Source organism: Microbulbifer mixtoriginis (SeqCode), from assembly GCF_052466765.1.
This window is the reverse complement of record NZ_CP174289.1, coordinates 4,724,194-4,748,643: the sequence shown is the minus strand read 5'-3', so window position 1 is coordinate 4,748,643 and position 24,450 is coordinate 4,724,194. Positions and strand designations below refer to the sequence as shown.

Sequence of the window (24,450 nt, the reverse complement as noted above, 5' to 3'; positions counted from 1 at the left end):
AGTAATAGATCAATCAGACTTGGGTTATAGGTGGGCGCAGTAAGGGAGAGAAGTAACCGCTGGGTACCGCGATATTAATCACTTCACGATAAGAAATGGTACCCCAGAGAAAGGGTTGGAATGACTGTCCGAGCAGTCCGGCAACGGTACTGCCATGGCAGTGGCAACAGTGATTACAAAAGTCGAGAAGTGGTGACTGTTGCGCGGGCTCATCGACAGGGAGCGAAACTTGAACCACCTCGCCAAGTTCCGGCGAAGTGAATTCACTATTGAGATCAGATTGGTCCAGATGGTGGGGAAGTAGATGCCCGGTTACATCCTGCAGTTCTTCATGACTGTCATAGAAAGCCCCTGCGGTCTGGAAGACCAGCAGTGCGATCAATAAAAAAGACAGCCTAACTAGGTTCATATGAACAGGGGGACCACAAAATCTTATGCAGGACTCTAGCAAACATGTCAGGATAGCTCAAACAGAAAACCCTCTCAGAATTTGCGCACCGCCAACGGCTTTGAGAAATAGAAGCCCTAGTCAGCAAAGTGAGCCCCCTGTCCATTTGGTCACCCTCAACTCCTCTACACTGATTTTGATGCCATTAACTTGAGTTTGTACCGGGAGGTATCTGTATATGCTTGCCCCTCATCCACTTGGCTGCCACACCAGAGCAATGCTTCTTGCTGTGTCAATAGCCTTAATTCCGGCCGTAGTTGCACAGCCCACTCCCCCACCGCCTCAGCCAGGTAGTCCGCCGACCCAGGACCAGCAGGGGGTCTCAAACAATCCACCGCAGGGCCAACCCCCAGCTCCTAATGACAATACTACCGGTCAGGGCCAACCCCCTGCGCCACCGGGGGGCACAACCGGTCAAGGTCAACCCTCTTCACCACCAGATACCTCATCTGGACAAGGGCAAAGCTCTCAGTCCCTGGCGGGAGTTGACCAAAATGGTGAAGCTATTGATCCCAAAGCCATGGAGGCACTGAAGGCAATGGGAAAATACCTGGCGAGCATGAAGATGCTGATGTTCAAAGCCAGAATTTTTGCCGATGTAGTACTTGAGAATGAGCAAAAGTTATTGATCGGGGGCAAAGTCAGATACATGGCAATGCCACCAGATAAACTGCGCGTGGATATGACTACTGATTCAATTACTCGGAACTTTATTCACAATGGTGGCAAGTTCACCATGATTGCCCCGCGCAATGGTTATTTTGCCGAAATGGAGGCCTCTCAACCCACCTCCCAAGTACTCTCCAAGGCAGCAAAGGAATACGGCATTGAAGTACCTTTTGCAGACCTTCTGGAATGGGGGCGCAAACCGGACGCCTGGGCAGGGATCAAGGAGGGCTTTCTGGTTAACTCTCCCAAAGTTAACGGGCAACGTACCAAGCACTGGGCTTTCCGTTCGGAAAACCTGGACTGGGAGATCTGGATCCAGGTTGGCGATAAGCCCCTACCACTTCGGATATCCACCGTTAATACCCGCGATCCAGCCAAGCCGCGCTTTATCGCGACACTTAAATGGATGAAGGCCAAACCAGAAGCGGCAAAAGAGTTCACTCCAGCTACCGGGAAGCACAAACAAATCCCGTTTAAAAAGGCTGAGCCAAACAAGCAGGAGGCGCCACAATGATCCATGCTAAGCATCGTAAGTCGCGAGCCTTGTCACTATGGGCGGCACCACTATTACTCTCCGGAACTCTGCTCGCCGCAGTGTTCAGCTCTCAGGTGGAGGCGCGCGAGCATTTTGGTGGACGCGGCGCGCATTTTAATGTGGGTGGACACTTCAATGCGGTTCGCCCAGGACCCGGAGGAGGCTTCCACGGCGAATTTGCACGGGGGGACTTTGAGCGCAGGTTTCCAAACCATCCACCATTCCACCCCATTCGCCCGGGGCACCACCGTCACCCTCCTTACCCTCCACCCTGGCGCCCTCGACACTGGCCCTATCCCGGCCCTAGATATTGGGGGGTTACTGCTGTGGGTGTTGGTGGCTGGCTCTACACACTACCTCCCAGCTGTGTCAGTGTGACGGTCGGTAATGTGACCTATGAGCGATGTGGGTCTTATTGGTATCAACCCCATTTCGTGGCAGGGCATATCGCCTATCGGCATGTAGGAGCACCACGGCGGCCGCGGCGATAGCTTGAAATTCTTCCCAGCGCCTAACTGAAACTCTCTATTGGGTTTATGGCGCTGGGAGACTTATAGGAAAGTTAGTCCTCTGTTCTTTCCGGCCCACCCTCGGCATAGGATTTACTGATACCACGGAGGATGCTGAGCTGTTTGCCAAAGTTCCTACATGGGGCGCACATTGCCAAATGCAGCTTAAGGCTGGCCTGCTCCCGCAACTGCAGCCTGCGCTCCTGGGACTCCGACATCAACCGCGTAGCTTCCCGGCACGATTTCATTGACTCAGCCCTCCACGCCAAACCAGTTATCTTCCAGGCATTCACGTAATCGCAGGCGCGCCCGGTGCAGTGTCACATTTAAGTTGCTCACCGAAATCTCTGCTGCGGCACAGATCTCGTGGCTCTCCAGCTCAATGAATTCTCGCATCATAAATATTTGCGCCTGACGGGAAGGCAGATGATTGAGGCATGCATCGAAGATTCGCCAAAAATGCTTGTCGTGAATGGCCGACTCGGGGTCTGCCCATTTCTTTGGTCGCTCATCCTTTCTCCAGTGGCCGGTTTGATCAAATAACTCGTCGTGATCGTGCTCCTCGCGATCCCCACGCACCAGCTGGTCTGCATCAACAAAGCGCTGCCGTTGTCGCAAAATGTCGGCAATCTTGTTCTTCAAGATGGCAAACACCCAGGTTTTCAGGGCCGATCGCCCGGTAAAGCTGCGGGAGTTTTTCAGGGCTCCCATAAGGGCCTCTTGCACAGCATCTTCGGCCAATTGGGCATCCTGCAACTGCAAGCTGGCAAAACGAAGCATCTGCTGGCGCAGATCCACCAGAAACTGGGGGTTCTGCAAGGATTCCTCAACTCTTGGTTCAGGCGAAGCATCAGGGGCAAGGTAATCGCTCAACTACGTTCCCTCATAAAATCGAAGCGGAGACCGGCGATATTAACTAAAAAGCGAGAATTATCTAACAGCCAGCTCACCCTGACACCAAAAGGCAACTTAATTCCCTCTGCCGGTACTAACAACACAATCACAAAGTTATTAGTCGTGAAGCAGCGGGACTTGTTACAAAAAGAAAGGACAGGTAAAAAATAACCCACGAATGGCGCCCAGCGCCCGAAAGGAAAATCACTCTGCGAAAGGTATGCTCCATGCATGATATTGTTCAGGACTACTACGGACGCCAGCTAAAAAGCACATCAGATCTCAAAACTGATGCCTGCTGCGATGCCAGTGCGGTGCCAAGTTGGCTGAAGCCGCTACTAGCCAATATACATCCAGAAGTCCTATCCCGCTATTACGGTTGCGGGCTCGTTTGCCCCCCGCTTTTAGAAGGCTGCAGGGTTCTCGATCTTGGCTGTGGTTCAGGTCGCGATGTCTACCTCCTCTCCCAACTCGTGGGAGCAAGCGGTGAAGTGGTCGGTATCGACATGACCGATGAACAACTACAAGTTGCCCGCCAGCACCAGGATTATCACGCGGAAAAGTTTGGCTATGACAACGTCACCTTTCTGCATGGTTATATCGAAAAACTGGATGAACTCGGCCTGGAACCGGGTAGTTTCGATGTTATTGTCTCCAATTGTGTCGTGAACCTCTCTACCGACAAAGGGGCCGTGTTACGAGGCCTATATCAATTATTAAAGGAAGGTGGGGAGTTTTACTTTTCCGATGTGTATGCCGATAGGCGTGTCCCTGACACCCTGCGCACAGATCCGGAACTCATCGGCGAGTGCCTGGGTGGCGCTCTCTACTGGAACGATTTCCTCGAACTGGCCCAGGCCAGCGGCTTCCGCGACAGCCGCCTGGTGGAAAGTCGCCCACTGGAAGTGACCAATGCGCTTTTGCTTGCCCGCTGTGGCAGTGTTCGCTTTTACTCCGCCAGCTACCGTCTTTTCAAACTGGCAGGCTTGGAAAAGGACTGTGAAGACTACGGCCAGGCTGTGGTTTATAAGGGGAGCATTCCAGAACAACCGACTGAATTTGTACTGGATGGGCACCACCGGATTGAGAAGGGGCGTGTGTTTTCTGTCTGCGGTAATACGTGGAAAATGCTGGCAGAAACGCGCTTAGCTCCCCACTTTGACTTTATCGGTGACTTCTCCCAGCACTTCGGTTTATTTCCCGGTTGCGGTCGAGAGATGCCTTTCTCTGAGGGGGCTACTAACCCTTCAATAAGCAGTAGCAACACTGGTAGCCAGTGTTGCTAACCGTCTGACCCAACTACTCAGCGTCGCAACAGCGACGCCGAGTATTCAGGCTCTATTCCGCCGAATAACACAGTCGAGAAATTTAGGGACTCTATGTTCGAGCCAATAATTCGGCCGCCACACAGAACCCCCAACAAACCCCACATGCCCCCCCTGTAAAGTGACTTCTAACTGCACCATGGAGCTCACTTCTCTCTTCTCGGGAATAGCCGATGGACAAACGAAGGGATCATCCACAGAATTTACGATCATCGTTGGCACCCCAATTTCCCGTAAAAGATGCTTGCTAGATGCCTTGGTGTAATAGTCATCAACATCCCGGAACCCATGCAAGGGCGCGGTAAAAGTGTTGTCAAAGCGCCGGAAGTTGGCAAAGACCGTAGCATCATCCACATTTGGCAGAGCTGCCGCCATACAAGGGTCTTGCGCCTTTTGTTTGAGAGTGAGGCGCAGGCAACTCAAAAGATGGCGCTGGTAAAGTCTGGAAAGGCCAGTATTAATCTTGCGACTACACGCATGGAGATCCATTGGAGAAGATATCGCCACCGCCGCAGCCACCGGGCTGCAGGTTCCATCCTCCCCCAGCATCTTAAGCAGTACATTGCCACCCAACGAGTAACCCACCACCGTAATTGGGGTCAGGGGTAACTCCCCCCTCAGCTGTTCTACCAACCAACGTGGATCCTCACTATCTCCGCTGTGGTATGCCCGGGGCAACCTGTTTGGCACACCCCCACAACCGCGGAAGTGCATGACAGCAACCTGGTAGCGGCGTGCGAGTAAGGATTCCATCATACCCTGGACATAGGGAGAAGCCACCGAGCCACCTAGACCATGGAGAATCAAGACTAATGGGAGTTCAGGGTCATCAACCAAAGGGCGAGGAGTGAGTAGTGCGAGACAATCTCCGTCCGGCGTTTCATACCAACGGCACTGGGTTTCTATCCATGGAACTGGGCGATGCACACGGCCAAAGACGGTTTGAATATGACAGTTTCCAAGGCCTGTGGCGGGGATAAACTGATCAGTCATATACCGGGTTCCGCTATTGCTATTTACCTGCCCTTCTCTGCTCAATTTAGGCACTTCTAGATAGCGACCAAGCAGAGCTGGCTTCGCGAAGCATGAGGGGTAGCTGTCCCTCGAAAGTATTGCGCGAATATCATCAGTATATAACCTGTGAGGACATATGTTGGGATAGGCGACGGGTATCGTGTGTTATTACTGCGGCTGAACCCTAGCTTTGGACATGGTTTCAGGCACGAAGATCAGAAAGAAGGTTGCGGCAATAGTGGCAATTCCCGCCAGCGATAAGAACGCGGCGTTATACCCGAAGTACTGAACAACATATTCTGCCGAGAAATTACTGCAGGCAGAACCAATACCCACCAAAGCAGCCATGGCTCCCTGAGTAATATTGAAGCGTCCTGTACCCTTAGTAAGATCGGCGCACATCAGAATGATGATCACCCCAAAGATGCCGTTGGCCACACCGTCCAACGACTGTATAGCCACCAAAAAGAAAGGGTTATCTGTAGACATAAACAAGAGCGCGCGAATAGGGTTAATACAAAAACCGATCATAAAGATTACTTTACGTCCCCAGGCATCGGCTTTGGCCGCACACAATAGTGACATCAACATCATCCAGAATTGCGCAGCAATTATGCAGGCAGAGGTAAAAGCAATAGCCTGGTTCACATTCGAATTGAGTGACAGCTTTTGGCTGACCAGAGGCAACATAGCCGCATTGCCAAAATGGAATAGAAAGACACTCACAGCCAAAGCGATTAGGCGTTTATCGGTAAGCAATACAGAAAAACCGGCGGGCTCCCTTTTTCCCGAAGCATCACGCCGTTCACCTCCCCGAGCTCGAATATGATCAATTGAATGGGCAGGAATAAAGCCAACTGAGATAGCCATTAATACGCCCATAACGGCCATCAACCAGAAAACCCCCTCCGCAGCAATCGTCAGCGCTACAATTCCTGCAATCGCCGCAGCAAATACATTGCCCGCATGATTGGCCGCCTGGTTAGCACTGGTCTGTAATGTAAAAGTCTTATCACTACAAACTCCCAGAGTAATGGCAGCAATAGAGGGAGCCACGAAAGCAATAGCCGCCCCCATTAACACCTGGGAGCCATAAATGACAGGTTTGTGATTAGCCAGTGCGACAATAGCGATAGAGACAATCGCAATAATGATACCGCAAGTTGCTATTAGCATGCGCTTTAAGCGGGTGCTATCAATAAAAGCCCCAGCGGGCGTTTGCAATAAAACCGTGGTGATACCACCAATAGCTAAAACGATGCCAATTTCCCCTGGCTTCCAGTGCATAGCTGACAACAGGTATATCGCCAAGTAGGGGCCTAAACCTGCAACCACATCTCCCGCGAAGAAGTTCGTAAAAAGAAGAGGCTTGTTTAAACTCATAAATAAGTCTTCTCGTGGGATTTATCAGCCCAGGTGGATGCCCTGACACCAAATAAAAGAAGTGGAGAATGATTTTCAGAGTAGCAGTAAGCAGAGACGACATCCGAGGCTGCACCAATGTCCCTTAGCCTGATAGTATCGGCGATCATCTTCTTAATGATTGCTGCCCGGCAGTGGCTCCCCTCCTCGATTCGCATCTGGCATATTATGACCCTTGGTGCGATCGCTTTACTGCTCATGCGTCAAATTACCTTTAGAGAGGCTTTCTGGGCCATAGATTGGGATCTGATATTATATTTATTCTCGGTCTTCTCTATTGCCTCAGCCCTGTACGACACAGGGATATCCGCACAAATCAGCCACCGGATTCTTTCAATCAAGCATCCAAGTCTTGTATTAACAAGTTATATCCTCGTAATGGCAATTTGTGCAGCCCTTCTTACCAATGATGCCGCTGCTGTAATCGGTGTACCCATTGCAATTGTACTTGCGCGGAATATGAAATGGGGACTGATTCCACTCCTGATTACACTCTGTGCAACAGTCACAATTGGCAGCATGGTATCCCCCGTAGGCAATCCCCAAAACATACTGATTGCCAACGCAGGGAACTTCGACAATATGTTTGTCGTTTTTGCCCAGTGGACTCTTGTACCCGCTATCGTCACTATGTTTCTGTCCATGCTATGGCTGAAACGTTTTTTCAAAACCAGCGATATAATCAATTACGAAGCTAGTAAAGAGTACAGGGAGTCAGAAAGGGTTACGCAAAAGTGGCCGGCACTTTTATCTGCAGCCCTATTATTAATCTTTATTGTCCTTGCCAGTATCCTACACAACGTGGATGGCATATATCACCCAAGTATTGGGCAAATCGGGCTAGCCGCTTGTTTGCCGATATATTTGGCCAGCCATGAGCGCAGAAGGATATTAAGAGAGGTAGACTGGCCCACTCTTTTCTTCTTTGTTTCTATGTTTGTAGTAACCGGTTCACTGCTACAATCTGGCTCTCTCCAGCACTTCCTGAAAATGGGCAATATTGATTTAGCAGAACCAGAGACCGTAGCTTTTGTCAGCTTCTTTGCAAGCCAGCTATTCTCCAATGTACCAGTAGTAGAGATCTACCTTAACCTTTTGCATCAACGAGACCCTCAAACCTTAATGATGCTTTCCGCCATATCAACAGTTGCCGGCAACCTGTTTATTATTAGCGCGGCCAGTAATGTTATCGTGCTACAGCAGGCGGAGAAGTTCGGGGTAAAGCCCTTTAATTTCTGGCAATTCTTTTATCTGATGCTGCCAGTCAGTTTTATAAGCGTGCTGATAAGTTATATCTGGATTCTCTGGTTTGCATCCTGGCAGTAAACAGCAACAAAACCTACAGTAGTGAGCCATAAAGAAGCAATTTAGATATGCTTAAGCTTTTTCAGGTTTCTCTATACGCGCGTATAAACGGTAATCGCCATTTTGGAGCAACAGATAGATATTATAAGGTTCGAATTTTTCACCATTTTCCATTCCCGGGCTCCCAACCGGCATCCCTGAAACTATTAGCCCCACACTACCCTCTGGTGGTGAGGCCAGGAAATTCTGGATATACATAGCCGGAACATGCCCCTCAAAAACATACTGATCGCGCCATACCGCTGTGTGACAGCCTTCCATTCCTCTAGGAATACCCCATTTACGTTTAACCTCCTGCATATTCACTTTAAAAACAGAGGTGGCCGTGAAGTCCTTTTCCTTTAGGTGCGCCATCCATTTTTTACAGCAAAAACATAAAGGATGCTTATAAACAATAAGTCCCGCAGCGTCATCACCGCTTTCTGCGACAGCACCACCAACTAGTGCGATAGCAAATAGAAGCAATAAAAAAACCCTTTTCAACTGCCACCTCTTTATTCAAATTTTAAATAGCCTGAGCGTAATGAATCACATAAGTCTTAGCAGGGTCCTGCCAAAAGCAAACGGACTCAAATCCACTGCGGGCCAATAAACTCTTGAATCCAGCAATTGAATACTTGTGACTATTTTCAGTATGAATTGTTTCCCCTTCAGTAAAGTCTATGCATGTATCCGCTATAGAAATACTGTGGTTCTTTAGACAAACCAAGTGCATTTCCACTCGCTGACGTAACGGGTGGTAAAATGCTCGATGCGCGAATAGAGAAAGATCAAAGTTTGCTCCTAGCTCAACATTGATCCTTTGCAGAAGGTTCAGATTAAACCGCTCAGTAACGTGATCACTATCGTTATAGGCTCGCTCTAAAATAACAGAATCCTTAACCAGGTCTGTACCAATCAATAAGCCATCGCCAGCACCAAGATTCGAGGCAAACAACTTCAAGAGGCGCTCCGCCTCCAATGGCTCAAAATTTCCTATTGTGGACCCCGGAAAAAAGATAACTTTTTTTCTTGAGGAAACATGAATAAGCTTATTCCATACCTCAGATTGGGAAAAATCACCCACCTCACTCCACACCTGAACTTCCGGCAAACTCTTTTTGATCCGTTTTTCTGCCTCCAGTAAAATCTCGGGAGAAATATCTATTGGGCAGTAGCCCCTGGGGGAATCCATAGCATCAAGAAGCTCTTCTACCTTCTCACAATTCCCTGCACCTGGCTCTATCAGCAGTGTTTCAGGTCCAAATTTTTTAGCAATTTCATCCCGATAGGTTGTAAATATATCCGCCTCATTTCGGGTCAGGTAGTAATCTTGTGAATCGCAGATTTCCTCAAACAGGCGTGAACCAACTTCATCGTATAAGTATTTGCAGGGCAATGTCTTTCTTTTTCTCCCTAACCCCTCCAAAACATCCCCCAGGAATTCATTATTCTGGAGTTGATTCTCAATAACTGACGATACGGCTGCTTTCACTTTAGTCTCCTGCCAATCGGACACCGGTAAATTGCCACGCTTGATGTGGATAAAAGAAATTCCTGTAACTGATTCTGATATGATCAGACGGGGTTGCGAAGGATCCTCCGCGCAAGACCTTCTGGTTACACATGAATTTGCCGTTGTACTCGCCAACTGCATCCTTGTGGGCCTTAAAACCGTGGTATGGCAAATAAGCACTAGAAGTCCATTCCCACAGATCCCCCAAGAACTGGGTATGGCCATTTTGAGCCGCCAAGGGCTTCAGATTACGTTTTTCCAACAAGTTGGCACTGGCAAGCTGATTTACTTGTCGCAAGTGACAAGCTGCTGCCTCCCACTCAAATTCTGTTGGCAGTCTTTTACCGGCCCAGGTAGCAAAGGCATCCGCCTCATAAAACGAAAGGTGATGCACAGGTTCAAAACCATTCAGCGGTTGTAACCCATGTAACGTATATTGCTGCCAACCATCCTTCGTTTCACGCCAATACAAAGGATGTTTCTGATCGTTCTTTTGCACCAGTGACCAACCATCCGACAACCACAGGCGATGCTGTTGATAGCCTCCATCCTCAATAAACTCGAGATATTCAGCGTTACTGACTAAACGTGAAGCAATTGAAAAGTCAGGCAGAAACTGCTGGTGTACAGGCCCTTCATTATCAAAAAAGAAATCCTCCCCATCACTACCGATTCCATAGAATCCGCCGGGTATTTCCAGCCAGCAAAGTGCAGCAACACTCTCAGCTTCTTCTTCGTGAGTATTATCACTATAAGCAGGTGCCATTGGATTCATCGATAGAGCATGCTTGATATCAGTCAGCAATAATTCCTGGTGTTGCTGCTCATGATTGAGGCCAAGATCCAGCAGAGCACTAATGGTTGAAGTAATGGGAACTATATCTAACAGTTGCTCTATTGCTGTATCTACAGACTGGCGATAGGCGTAGATACGCTCAATTCCAGGCCTGGAGATCGCCCCCCTTTGCGATCTGGAGTATGGGGTACCCAAACTGTTGTAGTAGGAATTAAAAAGATGGTGAAAATGCGGGTCAAAGAGCTGGTAATTGGGGAGATAAGGAGCGAGCAAGAATGTTTCAAAAAACCAACTGGTGTGCGCCAGGTGCCACTTGGTTGGGCTCGCATCCGGCATCGACTGCAGCTGCATATCCTCGACAGATAAAGGTGCAGCAAGACACTCTGTCTCTCCCCGCACCCTTTGATAAGCTAAAAGAACCCGCTGCTGTAACTCTTCCAGAGATACTTCACCTGCAAATATTGTCATATCAATTATCAACTACGATAGAATTCAGTTCTATTGAAATCATCATACGCAGTTTTAGGCGTATTCCTAAGAGCTTGCAGAACTACACGACCTAATCCACGCCACTTTATTCAATTAAGAAAAACTCATGCAAAAAAAAGGGCCGGATAACCGGCCCACACTCTCGTCATGCTGACATGAATAATGAATTAAAATCGTGCAGTAAAATCTGCGCCATACATTCTCGGCATAAAACGCCATGCCGGGCTCGCCCCGATCGCAGCACCAGTGCCACCATAGCCTCCAGCTATTTCTTCATCGGTTAAGTTCTGCACCCAAAGGGCTACTGAATAGTTATCCGATGCGCTATTCCAAGCAGCACGCAGATTAAATAACTGATAATCATCCACGATGCGGGTTCTATCGGTGATGGAGCCGATGCGCTCATCCGTCCAGTTATAATCTCCACGGAATACAAACTCTCCACCTGAAGCTAAATCCACTGTGTACTCCGCCATCAGGTTGAGCTTACTTTCGGGAGTGGAAACCCTAGCCTGACCAACCTTGGAATCTTCCTCGGTTTCACCAATAGCCGTAATAATTTGGTAGTCTGTGAATTCAGTGTCCAAGTATGAATAATTACCGGCAATGAACAGACTATCGGTAGCGGCCCACTGCACTTCTATCTCGGCACCAGTCCCCTCAGCGTCAGCATTTCTAAGGTTGTAGCTGGGGATTGGGTAACCGACCAGATCCAACTCCTGAAGGTTTTTATACTCATAGGTGTATACAGACGCATTTAGACGCACGCGGTTATCAAACAGGCTACTCTTGAGCCCCACTTCCAAATTGACGACATCTTCCTGATCAAATGAGGATTCCACACCTGGACCAAAGTTAAGGCTGTTAAATCCGCCGGCCTTAAAACCATCCGCCAAGGAGATAAAGGTCATCATCTCATCAGTCCAGCGATAGTCGAGCACGATGCGGCCGGAAATATCACTCCAGCTATCACTCAGCTTGGAATTTAACTCTGTTTGACCATTGTTATAAAAGGCGATGCCAAAAAGCTGTGAGCCCAGGTCAACTGTTGGCAGTGTGATGCTGCCGACTTTATTGCCATTTTCATCTAGGAGATCCACGTCTCCGCCAGACAATGACAGCGGGATACTGTTGCCATAGGCGGTTTGGATAGTGAAATCTTTCTTATCGTAGGTGTAGCGGGCACCGACCGTCAGATCCATTTTGTCGGTGATACTCCAGGTCATATCACCATAGATCGCTGTAGAGCGGTAATCACCAGTGTTGCGCACACTCTCATTCCAAGGGGCATCAGAAGCTATCCAAGGCTGGAAGCCTGCCATCATCTGCTCTACAACCTGATCCGCCCTGAGCATACTGCCACTTACCGGCGCTCCTAGCGCATGAAGTAACGCATCCACCTGGCCACTTTGCAACATCAAGTCATAGACAAAAGTCGCACTGGCAACGCCTTCCAGTCCCATCGACTGCAATAACTGCCGATTCATAACCGCCAGGTCTTCCTGCTCTGTTTGGGTCAATTCTGGAAAACTCTCTTTGATACCTTCGTAAACGGCAAAAGATTCAACAGAACCGGTAGTGAAATAAGCGTAAGTTGTGTGGTCCAGCTCCTCTTGGGAGTATGAGGCTCCCAGAGTCCATTTAATCGAGTCGGTAGCGCCGTTGAGGCGGAATTCCTGCGAGAACTGGCTTTGGTCATCTGTATTCGCAGACCCAAACATATGGTCAGGATTGGCTGTGCCATCCTCGTCCTGCTGCAGGTGCGCATCAAACTTTCGATAGGCCGTGATCGAGGTAAGGGTAAAGTTATCGAACGCTTTGCTAACGGTCAGGGAAGTGCCGAAAGAATCTCGATCTTCAATGGTTGGTGTATCCAGAGCGTAGTCCCCGAATACATCGGTTCCCTCTTTTAGGCTGGGCACAATAGTTGTGCGCAAAGCACTGCCCTGATCCATTACGCCATAGTCTGCCCGCCACAGCACCTCAATATCTTCCGCAGGCTCCCACAGAACAGATGCCCGGTAGGTCTGGGTATCCTGATCCCCTACTGAAAAACCACCCGCCAAATTATCCGCAAAGGGTTCTCGGCGATTAGTGGATGCGGAGAAACGAGCGGAAAGCGTATCTGTTAGCTGGCGATTGAGAAGCAGATCGGAGGACTGGCGGCCATAATTACCAGCGGTGAGATTTAGCTCGACGGTATTATCTGCCTGGGGCTTGGTGGTAATAATATGAATGGCCCCACCCGTAGCATTACGCCCAAAAAGTGTACCTTGTGGGCCTTTCAGAACCTCTACTCTTTCTATATCCGTCAGGGGAATTTCGGCGCCCGCACCGCGACCGGTGTAGACACCGTCCACATAAACAGCAACGGCCGGATCGGATCCCACGGTCCAATCGTTGGTTTGAATACCGCGGATACTGTATGTTGGCTGCAAAGCGGTGTCATTGTGCATCTCGACACCAGGCGTATACCGGCCCAGATCCGTGAGATTTTTGACACCCGACTCTTTTATATTTTCCCCGGTAAATGCGGAAATCGCGATAGGCACTTCCTGCAGGTTTTCCGCTCGCTTCTGTGCCGTAACCACAACTTCTTCAATTTCTGCAGCTTGAACATTAGCGCTCACAGCTGTAAAGAAGGCAATAGCGCCGGAGAGGATAGAGAGGTTAAATTGACGGTTTTTTACGGTGCTACCAACATCGTGCATCATCGCGTCCTCGCATTTATTGTTATACAGCGTGATGTATTGGTTTTTTATTTTTGTTATTCCACGCCATCTTACGGTCGCCTTTTTGGATTTAAAACCCCGACATGACCTTTTTCTTATGACTGGTCAGTTTTGTGAAGGATTGCGCGAAAAGACAGGTTAATTGGCGAAAATAGCCATCTATTATCGTCACGAAAAGTTACTAAGGTGTGTTCTCTAGTAACTTATATATTTACGGTCCCCATTGGGTCCGATTTAAACAGCATTAATTTCAATAACCGTTCTACGGGAAAAACTATGGTGCGTTCGTCTTATTTAAAAAGCCGTGTATTGCACTTACTTATTGCAATTCTGGTTTTCATCGCTATCACCCTTCTCGCAGCCGTGGTCTGGTGGCGACAGAGCCTGCCATTATTCGAGGGGAATATTGTCACAGGACAACTGTCGGAACCCGCACTTATTCAGCGAGATAAACAGGGTGTAATAACAATTCAGTCCAGTGACCGCAATAGCAGCGCTTTTGCCCTGGGCTTTTTGCATGCCCAGGAGCGCTTTTTCCAGATGGACCTGTTGCGCCGAAGTTCTGCCGGTGAGCTGTCCGAATTGCTCGGCTCGGCAGTACTGAAGAAAGACAAGAAGGTCCGTAGGCATCAGTTTCGCAAGCGGGCAGAGAGGAATATTGCGACAATGCCTGAAGACCAGCGCCAACTTCTCGACCACTATGTGCGCGGGGTGAACTTTGGCCTACAGCAGCTGAACGCCACTCCCTGGGAGTATTTGCTTCTGGGGCAAGAGCCCAGGCCATGGAGCGCAGCAGACAGCCTGCTGGCAACCTTTAGCATGTACTTAACATTGCAAAGTGAAGAAGGCAAGTTTGAGCGGCGCGACACTGCCTTAGCAGATCTGTTACCTCAAGATCTCTATGCTTTCTTCTTTCCCGCCGGAGGCATTTGGGATGCGCCTCTAATTGGCGAAGCGGAATCTCTCGATAGTATTCCAGAAACGCCTATTTCCTCACTACTGGATAAAAACGATCCCATTGCCTATCAAGCCATGCAGAGTGATGACAAAGTTTACGGCAGTAACAATTGGGTTGTTGGGGGAGCTTTAACAGAACATGGTAGTGCCATACTCGCAAACGACATGCACCTGGGGCTGGCTGTACCCAATATCTGGTTTCGTGCCGGCTGGAATATTCCTGGAACTGAAAGAAGTATCCGCGGTGTGACCCTGCCTGGAGGCCCAATTGTGGTAGCAGGTAGCAACGGTACCGTTGCCTGGGGCTTTACCAATACCGGAGCGGATTGGGGTGACCTTATTCCACTGGAATTAAACTCTGATGCCACCCAGTATCTGACTCCAGACGGCTGGCGAGATCTCGCTATCGAACAGGAAACCATAAAAGTAAAAGGTGGCGAAGATGAAACGGTAATGATACAAAAAACCATCTGGGGACCTGTTATCGGTAAAGATCACCGGGGAACCCCCCTCGCCTATCGCTGGGTTGCCCACGATATTTCCGGTGGCAATATGAACTTGCTGCGGATGGAATCTATTACCTCCGCCAGCGAGGCATTAGAGCTGGGCCCGGACATCGGCATCCCCCACCAAAATTTTGTTGTAGGCGATAAAGAAGGCAATATTGGCTGGACAATCGCTGGACCCATTCCCAAGCGTATAGGCTTTGATGGCAGCCGTTCAGTAAGTTGGGCTGAGGGCACAACATATTGGGACGGCTACCTTACTGTGGCGGAACAGCCACGAATTTACAACCCAGACAACCACCGCCTTTGGAGCGCAAATGCCCGCACCCTGAGCGGCGACTGGCTTAAGATCATGGGCGACCATGGCTATGCTCTCGGTGCCCGCCAGCAGCAGATTCGCGACAGCCTACTTGCCCGCCAACAATTTGATGAACAAGCACTATTAGATATACAGCTGGATGATCGCGCTATTTTTCTTCAGCGATGGCAGCAACACCTCTCAGAACTTCTACATGACCGGGAAGGCTATGACGAAGCCTATAAACTCGTTCGAGATTGGGGCGGACGCGCCAGCGCTGATTCGGCTGGATACCGAATTGTGCGCAACTATCGCTTAAAGTTTATGGAGCTTAGTACCGCCCCTATTCTTACATTTATGCGAAAAACCCAACCGAACTTTTCCTTCGGTCAATTAAAACGCCAATTTGAGTATCCGATCTGGACTCTTGCTCAAGAAGAACCTCAACATTTACTTAACCCCGACTTTGAATCCTGGACAGCCCTGAAGCTATCTGCACTTAACCAAGTACTGGATAAGATGTCGACGGGCGGGCTCCCGCTATTAGAGCAAACCTGGGGGGAACAAAACACGGCTTCCATTCGACACCCATTGGCAAGAGCAGTCTCGGCCATAGATTGGTTTACCGCCATGCCCAAGGACCAATTGTCAGGAGACACCCACATGCCCCGCTTCCAATCACCAACCCATGGTGCCTCCGAGCGAATGGTTATCTCCCCTGGGCGCGAAGAGCAGGGTATTTTTCATATGGCTACAGGGCAAAGCAGTCACCCGTTATCCCCGTTTTTTGACAAAGGCCATGAAGATTGGGTCGAGGGAAACCCCTCCCCTTTTATTGAGGGAGAGAGCCGCTATCAGCTCAGACTGCAATAACTGCCGTAACTTTACTGAGAATACTGATAAAAAAGTTATTCAGGCCTATCCCCACCCACACTCGCTGCGGCACAAGCCTGTGCCGCTAATGCTCATGACAGGATTTTTAGATTAACCATTGGAAACAGATATCAGGCAGTCTCATCCAGAATAGCGAATGACAGGAAGGTGGTAAAAAAAGCTAGGCCAACCACTAAAGGTAAAAGTGGAAAGCACAGCATAACCAGAGAAACTCCTATCCATAACCAGCGTACCAACACCTTCTTTTGGCGATATTGGTATCTATAGCGGCGGGAGTCGTGACTTAATAGGCCAATTTGTGGAAACTCGGGCTGTTGCGGAAGAAAGAATCTCACAAAATTAGTGCAATAAAAGCAAATTATCGTCAGCAGCATGACACAAATACCTGACGGAAAGACCTTTTCAGTATAGGTCTTACCTAGGTAGTTTCAGGCCTGCACAATAGTAATTAGCCTGCCAAAGCCCATTTAGCGCTCGCTGGATTGGTACCAGCTGAGTTTTTTATGCAACCCCACCACACCACCAATAATGGTGAGCGTAGGCGCCCGCACAGCCTTTTCTTGGGCAAGAGCGGGAAGCGTATTGAGATCACCGATGATCACCCTTTGTGCCTTGGTAGTGCCTTTTTCAATCAGCGCCGCTGGCGTGGCCGTCGGTAGGCCATGCTGAACCAGCTCTGTACATATTGTTTGCAGGCCCGTTAATCCCATATAAAAAACCAGGGTTTGGCTACCGGAAGCCAGCTCTTTCCACGGCAGGTCGAGACTACCTTCTTTTAGATGGCCCGTAATAAAGCGTACCGACTGTGCATGATCTCGATGAGTCAGCGGAATCCCCGCATAGCTAGCACACCCCGCTGCAGCGGTTATTCCCGGTACCACCTGAAAAGGAATTGAGGCGTCGGCCAGTTTGTCGATCTCCTCTCCACCTCGCCCAAAAATAAAGGGATCACCACCTTTCAGGCGCAGAACTTTCTTTCCCTGCATGGCCAGATCAACCAGTAACTGGTTGATATCATCCTGGGGTACGGCATGAAATGCCTTTTTTTTGCCGACATAAATACGCTCGGCATCTCTTCGGACCAAGTCCATAACTTCTGGAGAAACCAGGCGGTCGTACAGCACCACATCCGCTTGCTGCATCAGTCGCAACGCGCGGAAAGTTAATAAATCTGGATCCCCGGGGCCACCCCCAACCAAATAAACTTCTCCAAGCGGGTTGGGGCTCCCCTGCCAGTCTTGCAACGCGCCCAAGAATTCCCTCTCTGCATCCGCCAGCTGGCCCGCTTCCACCCGACGGGCAACAGGCCCAGCAAAGACCCATTCCCAAAAATTCTTACGCCGCGCCTCCGGCAATGCCTGCTTCACCTGTGAGCGCATACGCGAAGCGAAATCAACCAATGATGCGAGCCCAGGGGAAAGCAATGCCTCAAGCTGGGCGCGAATCCGACGGGCAAGAACTGGGGCCGCACCACCACTACTGATCCCGATGGATAGATCGCCACGTTCGACAATTGCAGGGAAAGTAAAAGTGCACAATTCCGGGGCATCCACTGCATTTACCGGCAAGCGGCGCCTCTGCGCATCCCTGGATACACAGCCATTGACCTCAGAACTGCTCGTTGCCGCAATCACCAAGTCGGCCAGATCCAAATGCTCAACAGAATAAGTTACCCGATGCCACTTTCCATCAGAGTCAACCACAATCCGGAGTAATTCTTCCGTGATATCCGGGGATACCACCAGAATCCGAGCCCCCGCCTTTTGCAGCAAGCGGGCCTTTCGTGTGGCAATGGAGCCTCCGCCAACGATTAAGCTGGGGCGATTTTTTACATCGAATGCAAGAGGAAGATAACGCACTGATTAATCCATCAAACAAGCAGTCGGGTAGTATTTTACCCAGAAAAGAAAAAAGGCGAACATAACGTTCGCCCTTTTAAGTCACTGCGCTCAGGCAGCGGAGATTACTTCCTGACCACGCATATAAGGGCGCAGCGCTTCAGGGACCTCGATACTGCCATCCTCGCGTTGGTAGTTTTCCAGCACTGCAATCAAGGTGCGCCCTACTGCCAAGCCGGAGCCATTCAGTGTGTGTAACAATTCCGGCTTGCCGGTTTCCGGGTTGCGCCAACGCGCCTTCATACGGCGAGCCTGGAAGTCACCCACCAGGGAGCAGGAAGAGATTTCGCGGTACTTGTCCTGAGAGGGAATCCAGACTTCGATATCGTAAGTCTTGCGCGCAGCGAAACCAATATCACCACCACACAACACTACAGTGCGGTAAGGCAGGTTCAGCTTTTGCAGGATCGCCTCAGCATTTTTGGTAAGGGTCTCCAGCGCTTCCTCGGACTGGTCCGGGCGCGCCGCCCACACCAATTCCACTTTTTCAAACTGGTGCTGGCGAATCATGCCGCGAGTATCGCGGCCGTGTGAACCGGCCTCAGAACGGAAGCAGGTTGTATGCGCGACCAGCTTGTGCGGTAAAGAATTACTGTCCTCGACAATATGATCGCGATACATATTAGTGAGAGGCACTTCTGCTGTCGGAATCAGATAGAAGCCACGCTCATCGGTCAGCTTAAACAGATCCTCCTCGAACTTTGGCAGCTGCGAGGTTCCATACAGGGAGTCACCATTGACGATCACCGGTACGTTAGTTTCTTTATAACCATGCTCCTCAATGTGCGTATCGAGCATGAATTGGGCGAGAGCACGGTGTAAACGTGCTACTTCACCGGACATCACAGCAAAGCGCGATCCGGTAAGTTTTACCGCCATCTCAAAATCGAGACCGCCGAGCTGGGAGCCGAGATCTACATGATCTTTGATCTCAAAATCGAAGCTACGGGGCTGACCCCAGCGACGTACTTCCACATTGTCATCTTCGCTCTCGCCTTCGGGCACCGAAGCATCCGGCAGGTTGGGAATTGCGGACAGAATCGCATCCAACTCTTCTTGCAACTCAGACAGCGCCAGCTTGGCATTTTGTAACTCGCCCCCGAGGGACTCGACTTCTTTGAGCAGCGGAGCAATATCTTCTCCGGAGGCCTTAGCTCGCCCGATATTTTTCGACTTGCTATTGCGCTCGTTTTGCAAACTCTCGGTGCGCACCTGCAGCTCTTTACGGCGCTCCTCGAGGGCTTCCAGTTTGGCAGTATCCAGTTCCACACCGCGTTTTTTCAGGGCCGCGGCCACTTGGTCCATATCCGTGCGAATCAGTTTGGGATCGAGCATCGTTTCCAGTTCGCCTGAAATCAGGCTCCTACAACAGAATTAAAATAAATATTGGTTAAAAATAACGCGTCGCTAGGGCGACCGCGGCTCCCGTGGCCGCCAGACAGCAAATGAGACTGCCGACAATATAGCCAAGAGCCATCAAAGGTTGGCCATTGTGCCACAGTATCAAGCTTTCTAGGGAGAAAGTGGAAAAGGTGGTCAGTGCACCGAACATTCCTGTCATGATTAGCAGGCGCCACTCCTCTCCGAGCATTGCTCTATGGGTGATCAAAATGTAGGCGATGCCAATCAGAAATGATCCAAGCACATTCACGATCAACGTACCCAGCGGGAACTTCCCACTGAATACCGGATAGCTCCAGACGCTTATCTGGTGACGAAGTATTGCCCCCAAGGCACCACCTATGGCGATGGCCAGCCACTGCATGGTCTGTTACCTTAAATTTTTACGGTTTCTTCTTATAGCGTTGCTGGTCACTCTCATTGTTAAGCCGGCGCAACACTTGCAACTTTTCGGAAATTTTTAACTCCAGCCCACGGGGAACCGGCTGGTAATACTCTCTGTCCGCAATTTCTTCAGGGAAGTAGTTTTCCCCGGCTGCGAAAGCATCTGGCTCGTCGTGGGCATAGCGGTACTCGGCCCCATGCGACAAACTTTTCGCCAACTTCGTGGGGGCATTGCGCAGATGCACCGGCACCTCGTAGCTGGGATCACGGCGCACATCCGCCACTGCGCGCTTATAAGCGCTATAAACTGCGTTACTTTTCGCCGCGACAGCAAGATAGGTAATTGCCTGCGCAATGGCCAGCTCTCCTTCGGGACTACCGAGACGCTCCTGTACATCCCAGGCATTAAGCGCCAGTTGCAATGCTCGCGGGTCGGCATTGCCAATATCTTCACTGGCCATTCGCACTACCCGGCGGGCAACATATAAGGGATCACAACCACCATCGAGCATGCGCACAAACCAATAAAGCGCGGCATCGGGGTCTGAGCCCCGTACCGATTTATGCATGGCGGAAATTTGGTCATAAAAATAATCACCGCCCTTGTCAAATCGACGCACGTCAGCGCTGAGTACTTCACTGAGCACATCCTCATCGACCAGCAACCTACCACCCTCCTCCCTGGCCAAATCGCAGGCGACTTCCAGCAGGTTCAGGGCACTGCGCGCATCCCCATCGGCCGCGCGGGCAATTTTAGCCAAAACTTCTTTTGGGATATAAACATTGCGCTCGCGCAGTTGATCATCCGTCTGCTGAGCATACCCAAGCAGCCCGATCAGATCTTCTTCAGGAATACTGCGCAGTAGATACACACGGCAGCGGGATAGGAGGGCGTTGTTCAGCTCAAAAGCTGGGTTTTCGGTTGTAGCACCAACAAAAGTCACCGTACCCTCTTCTACATAGGGCAAGAAGGCATCCTGCTGCGCCTTATTAAAACGATGTACTTCGTCGACAAAAAGAATGGTATTGCGGCCTGACTGCATGCGCTGTTGCTCGGCCTCTGCCACTGCCTGCCGAATATCCTTCACCCCCGCCAACACCGCTGAAAGGGTAGCAAAGCGCGCATCACACTCCTCAGCTAACAGCCGGGCAAATGTGGTTTTGCCGACTCCTGGTGGTCCCCACAGGATCATTGAGTGCAGCTGGCCGCGCTCAACCGCTTCCCGCAACGGCTTTCCCTTTCCCAATAAATGCGATTGGCCCACATAGTGGGCCAGAGAATTAGGCCGCATTCTTGCGGCCAGCGGCTGATGCCGTTGCGGGGCTTGAAACAGGTCACTCATCTTTGATTATGTCTGTACCAGCGGGCGGCTTGAAATTAAAGATGGACTCGGAAAGTTTCGGGTTTGCTTTCATATTGTTGAAAACAATCTCCGTTGTCTGCCCCATACTGTCGCGCACTTTCATAGCAGACGGCAGACCATCTTTAGCAAAGCGGATTTCCATAGACTTGAACGGCGCCTTTGGATTTTTTGGCGTCAGCTGATAAATACCATCTTTTAAAGCCACATCGAAAGATTTACGAATATCCTCAACCTTACCGCCGAGTAGTAAAGCTGGGGTCTCTTTCATTCGCTCATCCACCGGGCGTATAGTGACTTGCTCAAGATCCGGATCATAGAGCCAAAGGGTTTTATTATTCGTTACCAATAACTGGGCGTATGGCTCGCCGGTTTTCCAGCGCAACTTGCCTGGCCGCTGTACTGAAAAACTCCCATTGCTTTTTTGCGATACCTTACCGCGCTCATCAATCAGCGTTTGCTTAAAGTTTCCTGAAAGGGAAGACAACGGTTGCAGGAGCTTGCCGAGTTCTTCTGTAGCATCGGCCCAGGCTGCACTGCTCGCAACGGTCAATACCAGCAGGAAGTTGCGCAGAATATTCTTCATCATTGATTTCCAGTATGTTGATTTCCCTAAAGATTAGTCAGCGGGAAGTGAACCGCAGCTTAACTTTGGATGGCGCCACCCCTCCCTTTTAGGCTGGTGGCGGAGCCAGTACCTCACGGTTGCCATTATGCCCCGCCGGTGAAACAACTCCGGCAGCCTCCATGGCATCGATAATTCGCGCGGCGCGATTGTAGCCGATGCGAAGCTGGCGCTGAACTGAAGAGATGGATGCTTTGCGCGATTTGGTGACAAAGGCAACCGCTTCATCGTAAAGAGCATCAGCCTCAGGGTCATCTTCATCACCGCCCTCAGATTGCAGGCCAGGCACTGGAATACTGTTGTTGCTGTCATCAACAATGCCGTCGATATATTCGGGTTCTCCGCGCCGCGTCCAGTCCGCGACGACTTTATGCACTTCATGATCGTCCACAAAGGCGCCATGAACCCGCACTGGCACCCCACTGCCCGGAGGGAGGTAGAGCATATCGCCGTGACCGAGCAGCTGTTCGGCACCGCCCTGGTCTAGGATTGTGCGGGAATCCACCTTGGAAGAAACTTGGAAACCGATACGGGTAGGCACATTGGCCTTGATCAATCCGGTAATCACATCCACTGAGGGTCGTTGAGTAGCTAACAGCAAATGAATCCCCGCAGCACGAGCTTTCTGTGCGATACGGGCAATCAGCTGCTCCACCTTCTTGCCAACGATCATCATCATGTCGGCAAATTCATCAATAACAACCACAATTGCGGGCAGTGCCTTAAGTGCAGGAGCGGTTTGCTCTTCAGCCGGAACGCTGGAAGCAGGATCCGGTTCCCACAGAGGATCTAAAATCGGCTCACCAGCTTCCTCTGCCTCTTTTATCTTGCGATTAAAGCCCGCTAGATTGCGCACTCCCATCGCCGCCATCAATTTATAACGGCGCTCCATCTCGCCCACACACCAACGCAAACCATTGGCCGCATCGTTCATATCGGTGATCACCGGGGTGAGTAAGTGGGGAATACCCTCGTACACCGATAGCTCCAACATCTTCGGATCCACCAAGATCAGGCGAACCTCATCCGGAGTAGACTTGTACAAAAGGCTTAGCAACATCACATTGATGCCCACAGACTTACCAGATCCAGTGGTACCGGCAACCAGGAGGTGGGGCATCTTGGCGAGATCGGTCACTACCGGTTGGCCGGAAATATCGTGCCCAAGTGCCAATGTCAGGGGTGATTTGGCATTCTCATAGACATCGGCGGACAGCACTTCACTAAGTCGTACCATTTGTCGATTTTCATTGGGAATTTCAATACCCACCACCGATTTCCCCGGGATCACCTCCACTACGCGGACACTGATTACCGCCAAAGATCGGGCCAGGTCTTTGGCCAAGTTTGAAATCTTACTCACCTTTACACCCGGCGCCGGTTGGATCTCAAAGCGGGTTACCACAGGACCAGGCAATACCGATACAACTTCGGCTACCACACCAAAATCTTTAAGCTTCAGCTCCAATAAGCGCGACAGGGCTTCGAGGGATTCCCGGGAAAAGCCCGGTTTCTTATTTTGATCGGAAGGATCAAGCAAGCCTAAAGGTGGCAATGTTCCTGTAACAGGCCCGCCCTTGAATAATTCGCCTTGCTTTTCTTTAGCCGCTCGGGGGCTCTGCTTGGGCTTTACTGGAGCCGCTTCAATCTTGGGGGGAATTCGCTTGGCGGTGCGCTGCTTCTCTTCTTCCACTGCGGCTTTGCGCACGACTATGGCTTCCCGCGCCACGCGCTGTTCTGTGCGCTTCAGGCGCCATTGCTTGTAGTAACTGCTCAACCAGGCAATAAGCCCTAACACATTACGACCAATGGACTCGGCCAACTTGAGCCAGGAAAGGCCAGTGAATACCGTCACACCAATGGCAAAAATCGCCAACAATAAAATGGTCCCACCAACATAACCAAGACTTCCCTGAAGAGAACTTGATAGCGCGTCTCCAATGATTCCGCCGTTGGTGAAAGGCAGAGGATCGTCAGCGGGAGAAAAACATAGTGTCGCCAAAGCGGCACCACTAATTAACAGAAGGAACAGACCAAAGACTCTCAGCGCAAACAGGGGAGCATGGAAACGTGCATTGCGGTCGCGTAAGATTTTATAAGCACGCAAGCCAATCAACAGGGGAAACAGATAGGCCATCCAACCCAATAGAGAAAGGCAGACATCGGCGAGCCAGGCGCCTGCAGGACCAATGGCATTGTGAATTTTTCCGACCTGCCCGGTATGGGACCAACCTGGATCTTGGGAGTCGTAACTGAGCAGGCTAATAGCCATTAATAGTGCCCCTGCCAGCAGGCAGATTAATGCTCCCTCACGGACCAAACGGGCGACGAGTGAATCCGGCAATGCACCGCTCTTTTCAGAATTTTCTCCGGTTGCGCTTTCGGCCTTCAATGGCTTACCTCAATATTCTTTGTTGTTGCTTTCTGGTACTT

20 protein-coding genes are annotated in these 24,450 nt (G+C 50.4%); 5 read left to right on the top strand and 15 right to left on the bottom strand.

Annotated elements, in window-relative coordinates; genetic code table 11:
• Positions 1–13: 13 nt before the first annotated feature.
• Positions 14–409, bottom strand: coding sequence for a hypothetical protein (locus ACJJIV_RS20720; RefSeq protein ID WP_252081764.1), 396 nt, complete (start codon positions 407–409; stop codon positions 14–16).
• Between the two features lie 217 nt (positions 410–626).
• Here ACJJIV_RS20720 and ACJJIV_RS20715 point away from each other — a divergent pair, with 217 nt between their 5' ends.
• Entirely contained in the window at positions 627–1,631 is a 1,005-nt protein-coding gene (locus ACJJIV_RS20715; protein ID WP_252081765.1) for a DUF2092 domain-containing protein, read from the top strand.
• Entirely contained in the window at positions 1,628–2,143 is a 516-nt protein-coding gene (locus tag ACJJIV_RS20710; RefSeq protein WP_252081766.1) for a hypothetical protein, read from the top strand. The genes ACJJIV_RS20715 and ACJJIV_RS20710 overlap by 4 nt, the downstream gene beginning before the upstream one ends.
• Positions 2,144–2,214: 71 nt before the next feature.
• Here ACJJIV_RS20710 and ACJJIV_RS20705 read toward each other — a convergent pair whose 3' ends face one another.
• Together ACJJIV_RS20705 and ACJJIV_RS20700 are read right to left on the bottom strand one after the other, a co-directional pair.
• Positions 2,215–2,409 (bottom strand): zf-HC2 domain-containing protein, encoded by a 195-nt coding sequence (locus ACJJIV_RS20705; protein WP_252081767.1) that lies wholly within the window; start codon positions 2,407–2,409, stop codon positions 2,215–2,217.
• A gap of 4 nt (positions 2,410–2,413) precedes the next feature.
• Positions 2,414–3,034, bottom strand: a complete 621-nt coding sequence (locus ACJJIV_RS20700) for an RNA polymerase factor sigma-70 (protein WP_252081768.1) — start codon at positions 3,032–3,034, stop codon at positions 2,414–2,416.
• A 248-nt stretch (positions 3,035–3,282) separates the two neighbouring features.
• Here ACJJIV_RS20700 and ACJJIV_RS20695 point away from each other — a divergent pair, with 248 nt between their 5' ends.
• A complete protein-coding gene (locus tag ACJJIV_RS20695; RefSeq protein WP_444890195.1) occupies positions 3,283–4,341 on the top strand; it encodes a methyltransferase domain-containing protein in 1,059 nt (352 codons plus the stop codon).
• Between the two features lie 45 nt (positions 4,342–4,386).
• On the opposite strand, the gene ACJJIV_RS20690 is transcribed toward ACJJIV_RS20695, so the two are convergent.
• Positions 4,387–5,373 carry a hydrolase gene (locus tag ACJJIV_RS20690; RefSeq protein ID WP_252081770.1) on the bottom strand — a complete coding sequence of 329 codons (987 nt, stop codon included), beginning with the start codon at positions 5,371–5,373 and terminating at the stop codon, positions 4,387–4,389.
• A 189-nt stretch (positions 5,374–5,562) separates the two neighbouring features.
• A complete protein-coding gene (locus ACJJIV_RS20685; protein ID WP_444890194.1) occupies positions 5,563–6,777 on the bottom strand; it encodes an MFS transporter in 1,215 nt (404 codons plus the stop codon).
• 117 nt (positions 6,778–6,894) lie between these two features.
• Here ACJJIV_RS20685 and ACJJIV_RS20680 point away from each other — a divergent pair, with 117 nt between their 5' ends.
• Complete coding sequence (locus ACJJIV_RS20680; RefSeq protein ID WP_444890193.1) at positions 6,895–8,142, top strand: ArsB/NhaD family transporter; 1,248 nt, start codon at positions 6,895–6,897, stop codon at positions 8,140–8,142.
• Between the two features lie 51 nt (positions 8,143–8,193).
• On the opposite strand, the gene ACJJIV_RS20675 is transcribed toward ACJJIV_RS20680, so the two are convergent.
• The 4 genes from ACJJIV_RS20675 to ACJJIV_RS20660 all read right to left on the bottom strand — a co-directional run bounded on the left by ACJJIV_RS20675 (position 8,194) and on the right by ACJJIV_RS20660 (position 13,675).
• Positions 8,194–8,664, bottom strand: coding sequence for a DUF411 domain-containing protein (locus ACJJIV_RS20675; RefSeq protein ID WP_252081773.1), 471 nt, complete (start codon positions 8,662–8,664; stop codon positions 8,194–8,196).
• A gap of 22 nt (positions 8,665–8,686) precedes the next feature.
• Positions 8,687–9,655: an L-histidine N(alpha)-methyltransferase gene (gene egtD / locus ACJJIV_RS20670; RefSeq protein WP_444890192.1), complete on the bottom strand. Its 969-nt coding sequence runs from the start codon at positions 9,653–9,655 to the stop codon at positions 8,687–8,689.
• Between the two features lies 1 nt (position 9,656).
• Positions 9,657–10,940 carry an ergothioneine biosynthesis protein EgtB gene (egtB, locus tag ACJJIV_RS20665; RefSeq protein WP_444890191.1) on the bottom strand — a complete coding sequence of 428 codons (1,284 nt, stop codon included), beginning with the start codon at positions 10,938–10,940 and terminating at the stop codon, positions 9,657–9,659.
• Between the two features lie 188 nt (positions 10,941–11,128).
• Positions 11,129–13,675, bottom strand: a complete 2,547-nt coding sequence (locus tag ACJJIV_RS20660) for a TonB-dependent receptor (protein WP_444890190.1) — start codon at positions 13,673–13,675, stop codon at positions 11,129–11,131.
• Positions 13,676–13,969: 294 nt separating this feature from the next.
• On the opposite strand from ACJJIV_RS20660, the gene ACJJIV_RS20655 reads away from it, so the two are divergent.
• The gene (locus tag ACJJIV_RS20655) at positions 13,970–16,327 is read left to right on the top strand and encodes a penicillin acylase family protein (protein WP_444890189.1); all 2,358 of its coding nucleotides are present in this window, start codon (positions 13,970–13,972) and stop codon (positions 16,325–16,327) included.
• Positions 16,328–16,815: 488 nt separating this feature from the next.
• Here the strand turns inward: ACJJIV_RS20655 and cysG are convergent, their stop codons facing one another.
• The 6 genes from cysG to ACJJIV_RS20625 all read right to left on the bottom strand — a co-directional run bounded on the left by cysG (position 16,816) and on the right by ACJJIV_RS20625 (position 24,409).
• Entirely contained in the window at positions 16,816–18,207 is a 1,392-nt protein-coding gene (gene cysG / locus ACJJIV_RS20650; RefSeq protein ID WP_444890188.1) for a siroheme synthase CysG, read from the bottom strand.
• Positions 18,208–18,297: 90 nt separating this feature from the next.
• Positions 18,298–19,581 (bottom strand): serine--tRNA ligase, encoded by a 1,284-nt coding sequence (serS, locus tag ACJJIV_RS20645; protein WP_444890187.1) that lies wholly within the window; start codon positions 19,579–19,581, stop codon positions 18,298–18,300.
• Positions 19,582–19,636: 55 nt separating this feature from the next.
• Positions 19,637–20,011, bottom strand: a complete 375-nt coding sequence (gene crcB, locus ACJJIV_RS20640) for a fluoride efflux transporter CrcB (protein WP_444884728.1) — start codon at positions 20,009–20,011, stop codon at positions 19,637–19,639.
• A 19-nt stretch (positions 20,012–20,030) separates the two neighbouring features.
• Positions 20,031–21,374, bottom strand: coding sequence for a replication-associated recombination protein A (locus tag ACJJIV_RS20635; RefSeq protein ID WP_444890186.1), 1,344 nt, complete (start codon positions 21,372–21,374; stop codon positions 20,031–20,033).
• Positions 21,367–21,978: an outer membrane lipoprotein periplasmic chaperone LolA gene (gene lolA / locus ACJJIV_RS20630; protein WP_444890185.1), complete on the bottom strand. Its 612-nt coding sequence runs from the start codon at positions 21,976–21,978 to the stop codon at positions 21,367–21,369. Before lolA ends, ACJJIV_RS20635 begins: the two co-directional genes overlap by 8 nt.
• 88 nt (positions 21,979–22,066) lie before the next feature.
• Positions 22,067–24,409 carry a DNA translocase FtsK gene (locus tag ACJJIV_RS20625; RefSeq protein ID WP_444890184.1) on the bottom strand — a complete coding sequence of 781 codons (2,343 nt, stop codon included), beginning with the start codon at positions 24,407–24,409 and terminating at the stop codon, positions 22,067–22,069.
• Positions 24,410–24,450: the final 41 nt, after the last annotated feature.